General features: G+C 63.9%; 10 protein-coding genes and 1 pseudogene. 6 read left to right on the top strand and 5 right to left on the bottom strand.

Going from position 1 to position 12,229, the window contains the following annotated elements; genetic code table 11:
* Positions 1-69 precede the first annotated feature (69 nt).
* Positions 70-1,593, top strand: a pseudogene (locus tag MTX21_RS07020) (caspase family protein).
* A 29-nt stretch (positions 1,594-1,622) separates the two neighbouring features.
* On the opposite strand, the gene MTX21_RS07015 reads toward MTX21_RS07020, so the two are convergent.
* Positions 1,623-1,901, bottom strand: a complete 279-nt coding sequence (locus MTX21_RS07015) for a hypothetical protein (RefSeq protein WP_280964091.1) — start codon at positions 1,899-1,901, stop codon at positions 1,623-1,625.
* 111 nt (positions 1,902-2,012) lie between these two features.
* On the opposite strand from MTX21_RS07015, the gene MTX21_RS07010 reads away from it, so the two are divergent.
* The 4 genes from MTX21_RS07010 (at position 2,013) to MTX21_RS06995 (ending at position 6,763) form a co-directional block, all read left to right on the top strand.
* Positions 2,013-3,275 carry an FAD-dependent oxidoreductase gene (locus MTX21_RS07010; RefSeq protein WP_280964090.1) on the top strand — a complete coding sequence of 421 codons (1,263 nt, stop codon included), beginning with the start codon at positions 2,013-2,015 and terminating at the stop codon, positions 3,273-3,275.
* A 220-nt stretch (positions 3,276-3,495) separates the two neighbouring features.
* On the top strand, positions 3,496-4,356 hold the full coding sequence (locus MTX21_RS07005) for a site-specific integrase (protein WP_128943944.1): 861 nt from the start codon (positions 3,496-3,498) through the stop codon (positions 4,354-4,356).
* A 6-nt stretch (positions 4,357-4,362) separates the two neighbouring features.
* Complete coding sequence (locus tag MTX21_RS07000; RefSeq protein WP_280970930.1) at positions 4,363-5,544, top strand: IS91 family transposase; 1,182 nt, start codon at positions 4,363-4,365, stop codon at positions 5,542-5,544.
* 442 nt (positions 5,545-5,986) lie between these two features.
* Positions 5,987-6,763, top strand: a complete 777-nt coding sequence (locus MTX21_RS06995) for an outer membrane beta-barrel protein (protein WP_280964089.1) — start codon at positions 5,987-5,989, stop codon at positions 6,761-6,763.
* Positions 6,764-6,839: 76 nt separating this feature from the next.
* Here MTX21_RS06995 and MTX21_RS06990 read toward each other — a convergent pair whose 3' ends face one another.
* The 4 genes from MTX21_RS06990 to parE all read right to left on the bottom strand — a co-directional run bounded on the left by MTX21_RS06990 (position 6,840) and on the right by parE (position 11,424).
* Positions 6,840-7,610 carry a glucose 1-dehydrogenase gene (locus tag MTX21_RS06990; protein WP_280964088.1) on the bottom strand — a complete coding sequence of 257 codons (771 nt, stop codon included), beginning with the start codon at positions 7,608-7,610 and terminating at the stop codon, positions 6,840-6,842.
* Positions 7,611-7,642: 32 nt separating this feature from the next.
* Positions 7,643-7,828: a hypothetical protein gene (locus MTX21_RS06985; protein ID WP_280964087.1), complete on the bottom strand. Its 186-nt coding sequence runs from the start codon at positions 7,826-7,828 to the stop codon at positions 7,643-7,645.
* A 333-nt stretch (positions 7,829-8,161) separates the two neighbouring features.
* Positions 8,162-8,947, bottom strand: coding sequence for a porin family protein (locus MTX21_RS06980; RefSeq protein ID WP_280964086.1), 786 nt, complete (start codon positions 8,945-8,947; stop codon positions 8,162-8,164).
* Between the two features lie 431 nt (positions 8,948-9,378).
* Entirely contained in the window at positions 9,379-11,424 is a 2,046-nt protein-coding gene (gene parE / locus MTX21_RS06975; protein ID WP_280964085.1) for a DNA topoisomerase IV subunit B, read from the bottom strand.
* 271 nt (positions 11,425-11,695) lie between these two features.
* Here parE and MTX21_RS06970 point away from each other — a divergent pair, with 271 nt between their 5' ends.
* Entirely contained in the window at positions 11,696-12,226 is a 531-nt protein-coding gene (locus MTX21_RS06970; protein WP_280964084.1) for a DedA family protein, read from the top strand.
* Positions 12,227-12,229: the final 3 nt, after the last annotated feature.

The raw sequence follows: 12,229 nt of genomic DNA, 5'->3' as shown, positions 1-12,229 counted from the left end.
GCGGCCGTGGCAAAAAGGGCCGGTTCGAACGAGCCGGGTCAACGAGCCCTCCGCAATGGGGAATTTTCGATGGCACGTCGGTTTTTCAAGGTCCTGGCGGCGCTTGGCCTTGCGGTGAGCCTGCTGAGCGGCCTCGCAGGGGGCGCCCATGCCGAAAAGCGCGTCGCGCTCGTCATCGGCAACAACGACTACAAGAACGTTCCGAAGTTGCTCAAGGCCGTCAACGACGCCCGCACGATGGGCGACACGCTGAAGCAGCTCGGCTTCGCGGTGATGGTGGCGGAGAACCAGAACCGGCAGCAATTTTCCGAGACGCTGCTCGCTTTCGACAGGACGATCGAGCCCGGCGACACCGCGTTCTTCTTCTAAGCCGGCCACGGCTTCGAGATCGCAGGCCAGAACTATCTGTTACCGACCGATGTGCCGGCGGCGACCGAAGGCCAGGAAGAGCTGGTACGCGACGCGTCGATCCTGGCCGACCGCATCGTCGAGCGCCTCCAGAACAAGAAGGCGCGGACCTCGATCCTCGTGTTCGACGCCTGCCGCAACAATCCGTTCGAGCGTGCGGGCACGCGCGCCGTCGCCGGCGGCGGCGGGCTCGCGCCGATGACGCAACTGCCCGAAGGCGTCTTCTCCGTGTTCTCGGCGGGCCCCCGCCAGACTGCGCTTGATCGCCTGTCGAACGAAGACGCCAATCCCAACTCGGTGTTCACGCGCACCTTCGCCAGGGAACTGTTGCAGCCGGGCGAAAATCTCGTCCAGGTGGCGCAGCGCACCCGCCGTCTCGTCAGCGAGATGGCCGAAACCGTCAAGCACAAGCAGGTGCCGGTTTATTTCGACCAGATGGTCGACGATGTCTTTCTCAGCGGCCTCGCGAAGGATGCCACGGCCGCTACCCGGCCGGCCGATACGCCGCCGCAGAAGGTGGCGGCGCTGCCGCCGGTGTCCGTGCCGCGCGTGCCGAAGGAGGAATCCACCAACGCGCCGATCGCGAGCTTCTCACGCCACAATGGCGGCTGGAGCGTGGTGTTCTCCTTCGCCGACCCGACGCTGGGAATTTCCTGGCGGATGGCCGGCGGCGGCGATTTCCGCGAGACCGGCTTCATCGACACGCTCGATCCGCGCACGCGCAAGCGGATGCCAAACCCGTCGATCGAATTGCCGCCGGACGCGCAGGCCGGCACGATCGAGGTGCGCTATGTCGATGCTTCCGGAGACATGCAGGGGCCGTTCCCGATCAAGTTCGATCCCGAGGCCGCGCTGATCCGCGACCAGCGCAAGATCCTCGACATGACCGCAACGAGCTGGCTGTCATTCCGCGAATTCAACGGGCTGCTCGTCTACTACACCCACCTCGTGTCGTATCGCTGCGCCATCCGCGAGGTTCGCATCGGCATCGACACCGCTGTGCCCAATCAGGTGCTGAAGATGCCGGCCTGCGACATGCGCGATCCCAGCGCGATCACCGCGGGCATGCCGCTCTACATGAAGCTCGCGCCGGCGACGCAGTTCATCTCGGTCGAGCTCACCTATCGCGACGGCAGCGTCTCGGAGATCAAGAGCTTCCGCACGGCGAACCGCAGCAACAATTGATCTGGTGTGGATTCTCTTCGAGCAGGCCGCTATTGGCGATGCTTCCCGAAGAAGCGCTTGATCGAGTCAACCGCCTCGGCCAAGGGCGGCGCGAGCGAAAAGAACGCGCCGAGGGCGATCGAGATAATGACGTGCCGGAGCAAGACCTTGTCCTGCTCCTCGACCGGATGACCATTCTGGTCGATCCGCACCGGGGCAAGCGTTCCGCCCGGACCCGGCTTCTGCAGTTTGCGCGACGGGATCATGATCACGACGAAAAGCACGTTGATCAGAATCCAGATGCCGACCAGTGTCAGTACCGTGCGCAACGCAATTTCCTGAAATAGAAACCTTTTACAAAGCTACTGGTCATTCGCGCTGGCAGCAAACCAAATTGCGGTTTGTTGCAGTGCAATAAAGGCCTAAGGGGAGAGCGGATCGTGGAGCCAGGCACGTCACCATCACAGCCGTCCGAACGTCGCTCCCTCAAGGTCCGCTGCTGCATCGTCGGCGGTGGGCCGGCCGGCATGGTGCTCGGCTATCTCCTGGGCCGCGCCGGCATCGACGTGGTGGTGCTGGAAAAGCATGCAGATTTCTTCCGCGACTTCCGCGGCGATACCGTGCATCCCTCGACGCTCCAGGTCATGGACGAGCTCGGCCTGATCGACGGCTTCCTGAAGCTCCCGCACCAACGCCTGCAGACGATGGATGGCCTGTTCGGCGGTACGCATGTGCGGATTGCCGATCTCAGCCGGCTCCGTACCAAATACCCTTTCATCGCCTTCATGCCGCAGTGGGATTTTCTGAACTTCCTGCGTGAGGCCGGCAAGCGCTTTGCCTCGCTGAAGGTGCTGATGAGCACGGAAGCCGTCGACCTGATCCGCCGCGGCAAGGCGATCGCCGGCGTGCGCGCGACAACGCCGGAGGGGCCGCTCGACATTGAGGCCGATCTCACCATCGCCTGTGACGGCCGGCATTCGATTGTTCGCGAGCGCGCGGGCCTCAGCGTCGACGAGATCGGCGCGCCCATGGACGTGCTGTGGTTCCGCGTCGGCCGCAAGCCGGATGAGACCGAGAACCTGTTCGCGCGCATCGAGCCCGGCAAGATGATGGTCACCTTCGACCGTGGCGACTACTGGCAATGCGCCTTCGTCATCGCCAAGGGACAGTATGAAGCCGTGAAGGCGAGGGGATTGCAGGCGCTGCTCGACGACGTCGTGCGGATGGCGCCGGTCCTCCGATCCGGCATTGGAGACGTGAAGAGCTTTGACGACGTCAAGCTGCTCACCGTCGCGATCAATCGGCTGAAGCGCTGGACGCGGCCGGGCCTGCTCTGCATCGGCGATGCCGCGCACGCGATGTCGCCGGTCGGCGGCGTCGGCGTCAATCTCGCCGTGCAGGATGCGGTCGCAACCGCCAATCTGCTTGCCGACAAGATCAGTCGGGGTTGTCCGTCCGAGGACGAGCTCGATGCCGTGCGCGCGCGGCGCGAATTTCCGGTGAAGATGACGCAGGCGATGCAGGTGGTCGTGCAGAACCACATCATCAGCGGTGCCTTGAAGCCTGGCAATCAGCCGCTGAAGGTGCCGCTGATCATCCGCCTGATCACCGCGGTGCCCTGGCTCCAGGGCATTCCGGCGCGCCTGATCGCGCTCGGCATACGGCCGGAGCACGTCGCCTCGAAAGCTGCGCCAACGTCGTGATCGCAAGTTTGGCGTTGGCAAGAATTCGGTAGGGATAACAGCGCATTAATTCAAGTGCTGCGCGTTGCGCCGCTGCAACAGCGCATCCGGATTCGAAGCGTTCAAATGTGATTGAACGAAGCCGCTGGCGCGGCATGTAGGGAGGCGTAGCAAGGATTGCCTCCTGTCTGAGAGGATTGCGGGTTTTCGAAGCCCAACCCTTTAGACAGGAGGTTTTCCGATGGCTGAGATCAGCCCACTTCGCCGCCGCATGATCGAGGACATGACGGTCCGCAATCTGTCACCGGCGACGCAGCAATCCTACCTCAACGCCGTAGCGAAGTTGAGCCGATATTTCGGTCGTTCTCCTGACCGCCTCGACCTGGAGGATATCCGTGCCTTCCAGGTTCATCTGGTTGCGACGGGGATGTCCTGGCCGGCGCTGAACCAGATCGTTTGCGCACTGCGGTTCTTCTACGGTGTGACCCTTGGTCATGACACCGTTCCGGAGCGCATCGCCTATGCGCGTAAACCGCGCAAACTGCCGGTCGTGCTGAGCGCCGACGAGGTCGTGCGCTTCCTGGAAGCAATCCCAAGCCTCAAGAGCCGTACCGCGCTGACCACCGTCTATGCCGCAGGCTTGCGCGTATCGGAAGTGGTCCTCTTGAAGGTTGTCGACATTGATAGCCAACGGATGTTGATCCGGGTCGAGCACGGCAAGGGCGGCAAGGACCGTTACGTTATGCTCTCGCCGCAGCTTTTGAGGATTCTGCGGACGTATTGGCGGCTCACTCGGCCAAAGCGATGGCTGTTTCCCGGCCGAGACGACGAGCGTCCGCTCGTCCCCAACGTGCTGCACGCCGCCTGCCGTTCAGCCTGCGCTGCGGCCGGCTTGAGCAAGTCGGTGACAGTGCATACGCTGCGGCACACATTCGCGACCCATCTCCTGGAGAACGGGGCCGACGTGCGCATCATCCAGGTGCTGCTCGGTCATGCCAGTCTGGCCAGCACGGCGCGCTATACCCAAGTCGCCACCAAGACCATCAGCAATACGCCAAGTCCGCTTGACCGGCTCCGCCTGGAGGTCGTGCCGCCCGGCTGAGCGGACCTGATGGCTCCGGTTCTGGAAGTGGCGGATATCTTCCGCCGCCACGGCGAAGCGTTTCGGCAAGCCCGTGCCGAGCATCTGGGCCGCGTCGAGCGGCGCGTCATGGGCGCGATCACGGCATGCCGGACGGCTGTGCTCGGCGGCCACGTCGAGCAGTGCGATGACTGCGGCGCCACACGCATTGCCTACAACTCCTGTCGCAATCGGCATTGCCCGAAGTGCCAGGGCGCGGCGCGCGCGCAATGGCTCGCCGAACGGCAAGCCGAACTCCTTCCCGTACCGTATTTCCACGTCGTCTTCACCCTGCCGGCCCCCGCCGGAGAGATCGCCTTCCAGAACAAGGCCGTCGTCTACGCCATCCTGTTCCGCTGCGCGGCCGAGACGCTCGCCACCATCGCGGCCGACCCCAAGCATCTCGGCGCTCAGCTCGGCGTGACCGCCGTCCTCCACACCTGGGGCCAGACCCTGCAACACCATCCGCATCTCCACTGCGTCGTGCCCGGCGGTGGACCCTCGCTCGACGGCACACGCTGGGTCGCTTGCCGGCCCGGCTTCTTCCTGCCAGTACGCGTCCTCTCCCGGTTGTTCCGCCGCCTGTTTCTGCAAGAGCTGCAAGCTGCCTTCGCGGCTGGCCAGTTGGGTTTCTTTGGCGATCTCGCGCATCTGGCGGATCCCGCCGCGTTCACCCAACGCCTCGCTCAACTCCGACGGACCGACTGGGTCGTCTATGCCAAGCCGCCATTCGGCGGCCCCGAACAGGTGCTGGCTTATCTCGGCCGCTATACGCATCGCGTCGCCATCGCCAACAGCCGGCTGATCTCGCTTGCCGACGGCAAGGTCAGCTTTTCCTGGAAGGACTATCGGCAGAATCGCAAAGCCAAAGTGATGACGCTTAATGCCGATGAGTTCATTCGTCGCTTTCTCCTGCACACCCTGCCGGACGGCTTCCACCGCATCCGCCACTATGGTTTCCTCGCCAATGGCGGACGCAGCGATAAAATCGCCTTCTGCCGTCAACTCCTTACTGTCCGCAACCCTCCGACTGATCAAGAAGCCGGCGACGATCCCCTCACCAAATGGAAGATCCCCGTCTGCCCGCATTGTGGCGGCACCATGCGGCGCGTCGATGTCGTCCCGCGAGCCTGCGCCCGCGACCATCCGTTTCGTTGTGATACGTCATGACCAGCGCCTGCACCATCCACCTCCTCTGTGATCACCTTCGCGGTGGCAACGTCCGAAGTCGCCGCGGCCGCGCTCGTCACCGAACACCACGCCAATCGTTCGGCAACGCATCCCAGCGCAGCAAGTCGCTCGCTGGATCGCGCCCTTGGCCCTATCAAACGGGCTGCTCACATCCGATGAATGTCTCGCCGACGCGCGGCGACCACAGGAGCGCCTTCCCAGCAGCCGCACCCGCTGCACTATTCCCATAGCGCCCACAACTCCGCAGCTTCGTTCAATCCGGCTTCTATGAGGTCGCACGCACGACAGAGCGCGCGGCTCGCGCCTGCCACGCGACCTCACAGAACCCTCAAGATTCCCGACACGTCCGATCGGTTGATTCCAATTTTAGTAAGAACTGTCTGTGAGCGTGCGCCCATCAGAGACAAGGGGTGTACGTACCATGCGTTCCAAATTGATTGCCGCTTTTGCCTGCACGACCGCACTCGTGTCGACCGGCGCTGCTTCCGCTGCGGATCTCGCCGCGCGGCCTTACACCAAGGCGCCGGCCTATATCGAGCCGCTCTTCACCTGGACCGGCTTCTATGTCGGCGGTCACATCGGCGGCGCGTGGACCAACGAGCAGTTCATCAACAACGGCAACGGTGCGCCCTTCGCCGATCTCTCGCCGGGCGAAGGCTTTCGTCAGCGCGGTTCGGGCATCATGGGCGGCGCACAGATCGGCTACAACTGGCAGGCCAACAACTACGTGTTCGGCATGGAAGGCACCATCTCCGGGCTCAACAACTCCGGCCGCGTCATCAACACGGTGTTCGGTCCGGGAGCCTTTGACGATCAGTTTAGCTGGCGAACAAACGTGCTGGCGACCGTCGTCGGTCGCGCGGGCTTCGCCGTGCAGAACAATCTCTTCTACATCAAGGGCGGCTATGCCGGCGTGAACAACCGTCTGTCGGTCGTCGACACCGCCGGCGTAGCGACGGGCTCGGGCGGTCAGACCCACTGGGCCAATGGCTGGACCGTCGGCGCCGGCTGGGAATACGGCATCACCCGCAACTGGATCGTCGGCCTCGAGTACAACTACGCGGCCTTCGGCAGCCAGACCTATCAGCTCGGCGGCACCGCGGGTAACTACACGTTCGATGCCAAGCCGCGCGACATTCAGTGGGCGGTGGTGCGCGCAAGCTACAAGTTCGACGCGCCGGTCATCGGGCGCTACTGAGCTGTCGCAACGCGTCAGGCAAACGAAAGCCCCGGGCGGTGCCCGGGGCTTTTTTGTTGAGCGAGCCGAGCGCGCTTCAGGCCATCACGGAGAAGCCACCGTCGACGGGGATGGCTGTGCCCGTCACGAAGTCCGAAGCGGGTGAGGCCAGAAACACGGCGATGCCGGCAAAGTCGTCGATGTCGCCCCACCGTCCTGCAGGCGTACGCGCCAGCACCCGCTCATGAAGTCCCGACACCTGCTGACGCGCGCCGCGCGTGAGATCGGTGTCGATCCAGCCGGGCAGGATGGCGTTGACCTGGATGTTGTCTGGTGCCCAGGCATTGGCGCAGGCGCGCGTGAACTGCACGATGCCGCCCTTGCTCGCGGCATAGGCCGGGGCGAAGCTCGCGCCGAAGATCGACATCATCGACCCGATATTGATCACCTTGCCGCCGCCGGACGCCTTCAGCGCGGGGTAGGCCGCCTTCGAGCAAACGAAGGCGCTGGTGAGGTTGGTGTCGATCACCTTGCTCCATTCGTCGAGCTCGAGCTCGTGCGGCGGCTTGCGGATGCTCATGCCGGCGTTGTTGACGAGAATGTCGATGCGACCGAGGTCCTTCACGACGCGCGCAACCATGGCTTCGATCGCGGCCTTGTCGGTCACGTCGGTCGCGACACCGATGGCCTTGACGCCGCGCTGTTTGAGGTCCTCGACCGCCGCCTTCGACTTCGCCTCGTTGCGTCCGACGACGGCAATGTCGGCCCCGGCGTCGGCCAGGCCGCGGGCCATGCCGAGCCCGATACCGCCATTGCCTCCCGTGACGACCGCGACCTTGCCGCGAAGATCGAACCGACTGGATGTCATGCTTTCAGTACCTTTTCTTGCCGTGGTTTCTTCTATTGGTTGCTCTGCCAGATCAGGACCAGCCCGAGGCCCGCCATGGCTGTGCCATAGCCGGCCCATTGTAGCTGGTTGATCATGAAGCTCGACCGGGGCCAGGCGATGCTGCCGGTGCCTTGTCCGATCCAGAGCAGGCCGACGGCGAGAGCAAACAGGCCTGCGACCAGCAGAAATCTGCGCATCGTGTCCTCCCCATCGGTCCGCTTCTGTCGCGCTGCGGCACCAACGAAGTCGCCTCGTTCGGCCGCCGTCACGAAAGCTTGGCAGCAGACTAGCCGTAGCTTCGGTGCGGATACAATGGCCGGGGTCGCAATGCGGCGGGGAGGCGATCGCAGATGCTGATTGGCTAGCGATCAAGGCGCAGCTCGCGCCGGCCTGGAGCTCGCTCGAGGCGAGCGCCGGCGTTGAGTCTCCCACGTGAAACGCGATTCGTGCCGGCTCAGTGCAGAGCATGTCCAACAACGAAAAAGCCCCGGACGATGCCGGGGCTTTGACGTCTGGCGATTTACGCCGGATCAGTACTTCGCGACGACCGGACCCGTCCAGTTGAAGCGGTACACAAGAGAGGTCGAGACCGTCTGGACAAGCGGCTTGAAACCAAGGTTGGTTGGAGCCGCCACGTTGCCGACGTCCGACAGCGCGTCGATGTTCTTCCGATCGTAATAGGCGGCGCGATACTCGGTCTTCATGAACCAGCCCGGCGCGGTAATGCCGAAGATGTTCAGATTGTTTTCGACACCGCCACCAACGAACCAGCCGTTGCGATTGAAGGAGTTGGTGTGGAAGCCGACCGGAACGCCGGTGAAGCTGTCGAGAAGCGTGGATCCAGACCAGTGCGAGCCGCTATAGCCGCCGTTGACGTACGAGAGAACGTTCGGGGCGACCAAGTAGCCGACGCGGACGCCCGCGGCCCACGCATCTTCCATCTTGATCTTGCCGGTCACGCCCGTGAAGGGATCCTGGACGTTGCCGCGCAGGCTGCCAAACTGTCCGTCAGCGAAAACACCGAACACCCAGCTCGGATTGAACTGCCAGTCATAGCCAATGCCGACCGTACCGAACCAGCCATCTCCGCCCTGGGTCTGATGAAGGCTCAGCGCGGTGCCCGTTGCGGCGACGCGGGAATACGTGTCCGCGTCCCAGAGGCCGCCACCGGCACCACCGAAGATGTAGAAGCCGGTCCAGTTGGCGACCGGCGCGGGCGGCGGAGCCTTCGTGTAGGGACGGGCCGCCAAGTCGGCCGCCGAGGCCGAACCGGTCATCGCCGCAACCGCGGTCAGAGCGAGCAAAATCTTCTTCATGTTAAAATCCCCAACCTTGGTCTGCTTTGGCAGGCGCGAGCGCACTGAAGTCCGAGCGATTTGATGCCCGGACTATAGACGTTTCCGGCCGAAATACTGTTGCGGCGCAGGCACAGTCGCTGGAAAACGCCGCCTCATGGCACCGGTGACTTGCGCCGCGCGTGATCGCGCTCTCCGGAAAATATCAAATATTTCCAATGCATTGTGAGATGTTTCGGAATCGACTGCCGGGCATCTGTCGTTCGCCGGTTCGGCCTCATCCGAAATGCAGGCGGAGGGGGCCGCGACATGGAACCAGCGGGACCACGACTGAGTCGCAGATCGCGCGGATGCTCCGCCGCTCGATTCGAGCCTGCCTTCGGCCTTCTGAGTGCAAAACAAAAAGCCCCGGCCGACGCCGGGGCTTTTGCATGTCGCGTCAACGAGCTGCCTCAGACGTCGAGGAGCTCCTCACTGGCGAACTCGGCCTTGTCGGAGATGAAGGCGAAGCGTGCCTCCGCCTTGGTGCCCATCAGGCGCTCCACCGAATCCGCGGTGGTGTCGCGGTCGTCGGCCAGCAACACCACTTTCAGCAGGGTCCGCTTGGCCGGATCCATGGTGGTTTCCTTGAGCTGCGCCGGCATCATCTCGCCGAGGCCTTTGAAGCGGTTCACCTCGACCTTGGCATTGGCGTTGAACGCGCTCTTGAGCAGCGCCTCCTTGTGCGCATCGTCGCGGGCATAGACCGATTTGGAGCCATGCGTCAGCTTGTAAAGCGGTGGCACGGCCAGGAAGAGGTGACCTTCATCGATCAGCCGCGGCATCTGCCGGTAGAAGAAGGTGATGAGCAGCGAGGCGATGTGGGCGCCGTCGACGTCGGCGTCGGTCATGATGATGATGCGTTGATAGCGCAGATCCTCTTCGCGGTAATGCGCAAGCTGGCCGCAGCCGATCGCCTGCACGAGATCGGAGAGCTGGGCGTTCGCCGTCAGCTTGTCCTTGCCGGCGGAGGCGACGTTGAGGATCTTGCCGCGCAGCGGCAGCACGGCCTGGGTCTTGCGGTCGCGCGCCTGCTTGGCGCTGCCGCCGGCCGAGTCGCCCTCGACGATGAAGAGCTCGGAGCCCTCGGTGCCGGCGTCGGTGCAGTCGGCGAGCTTGCCGGGCAGGCGAAGCTTCTTGCCTGCGGTCTTGCGCGCGGTCTCTTTCTCCTGGCGGCGGCGCAGGCGCTCCTCGGCGCGATCGATCACGAAGTCGAGGAGCTTGTTGGCCTGGTTCGGATTGCCCGAGAGCCAGTGGTCGAACGGATCCTTCATCGCCTGTTCGACGATGCGCTGCGCCTCGGCCGTCGCCAGACGATCCTTGGTCTGGCCCTGGAATTCAGGCTCGCGCACGAAGACGGAGAGCATCACGGCCGCACCGACCATCACGTCCTCGGAGGTGACGGAGGCCGCGCGCTTGCCCTGGCCGACGCGCTCGGCGTGATCCTTCAGCCCGCGCAATAGTGCGCTGCGCAGGCCCGATTCATGCGTACCGCCGTCGGGCGTCGGCACGGTGTTGGTGTAGGACGACAGGAAGCCGTCGGCATCGGCAGTCCAGGCCACGGCCCATTCGCAGGCGCCGTGCGCGCCGTTGCGCCCCGACTTGCCGGAGAAGATGTCTGGATGCACCAGCGTGTCAGCATGGATCGCGGCGCCGAGGTAATCCTTCAGGCCGCCGGGGAAGTGGAACGTGGCTTCCGCCGGCACGTCCTCGACGCCCTTGAGCAGCTCGGGCGCGCAATTCCAGCGGATCTCGACGCCACCGAACAGATAGGCCTTCGAGCGGGTCATCTTGAACAGGCGCTGCGGCTTGAACGTGGCCTTGGCACCGAAGATGTCGGTGTCCGGCTTGAAGCGCACGCGTGTGCCGCGGCGGTTGTTGACCTTACCGAGATCTTCGAGCTTGCCCTTCGGGTGGCCGCGCTCGAACGTCATGCGATAGAGCTTCTGGCTGCGCGCGACTTCGACTTCAAGACGCGAAGAAAGGGCGTTCACCACGGAGATGCCGACGCCGTGCAGACCGCCGGAGGTCTCATAGACCTTGGAGTCGAACTTGCCGCCCGAGTGCAGCGTGCACATGATGACTTCGAGCGCCGACTTCTTGGGGAATTTCGGATGCGGATCGATCGGGATGCCGCGGCCGTTGTCGGTGACCGTCAGGAAGCCATCCGCGCTGAGATCCACTTCGATGAAGGTCGCGTGTCCCGCCAGCGCCTCGTCCATAGAGTTGTCGATGACCTCGGCGAAGAGATGATGCAGTGCCTTTTCATCGGTGCCGCCGATATACATGCCGGGCCGGCGCCGGACCGGTTCCAGGCCCTCCAGCACCTCGATGTCCGCGGCGGTGTATTCGGCCTCGCCGCCGCTTGCCCGCGAGGCGGTTTTCGCCGGCGCGGGCTTTTTTGTTTCGCCGCCACCGAACAAATCGTCTTTTGCTTTTTGTTTCAACTGCTTGGACATATATCTTGATACGTTTTGAGGGCCGCGCAGGCGGCGAATCGGTTGGCGTGACTATGCCACGGCTGGCCCGAAAAGGTGACCGCAGGGCGGGCCGGGCGGTGTGGTTGCGAGCCAATCCCGGCGATTTTACGCCGCAGGCCGACCAATTCCCGGCAATTTGACACCGCCGTCCGCTTTCGGCCGGGCTTTGTGACTTGATGTCACGCAAGCCCTTGGCTTACCAGTCTTTTCTATCTGACAGGACCACGACGGGGCGGGAAGGCTATCTGGAATGGAGCAGTTTGCGCACGCACTGGCCGATTTCGTGCGCGCGCACCAGGCCTGGGCCGCCCCAATCGTGTTCCTGCTGGCCTTCGGGGAATCGCTGGCTTTCATCTCGCTCCTGGTTCCGGCCTGGGGCGCTCTGGTCGCGATCGGCGCGCTGATCGGCGTGAGCGGCATCAGCTTCTATCCGGTCTGGATTGCCGGCGGACTCGGTGCCGCCCTCGGCGACTGGGTCTCCTACTGGTTCGGCTATCGCTACAAGGGCCAGGTCGCCCAGATCTGGCCCTTGTCGCGCTATCCGGAGCTCCTCCCCAAGGGCGAGGCCTTCGTGCGCCGCTGGGGCGTGCCCAGCATCTTCATCGGCCGTTTCTTCGGCCCCTTGCGGGCTTCCGTGCCGCTCGCCGCCGGCATTTTCGAGATGCCGTATTGGAGCTTCCAGGTCGCCAACTTCGTCTCCGCGCTGGTCTGGGCGGCGGCGCTGCTGCTGTTCGGCGACGTGATCGCGAAGATCATGGAATGGATCTGGCGCTTCATCTGACGG

This window comes from Bradyrhizobium sp. ISRA430 (assembly GCF_029909975.1).
GTDB lineage: Bacteria > Pseudomonadota > Alphaproteobacteria > Rhizobiales > Xanthobacteraceae > Bradyrhizobium.
This window is presented reverse-complemented; position numbering and strand designations above follow the sequence as displayed.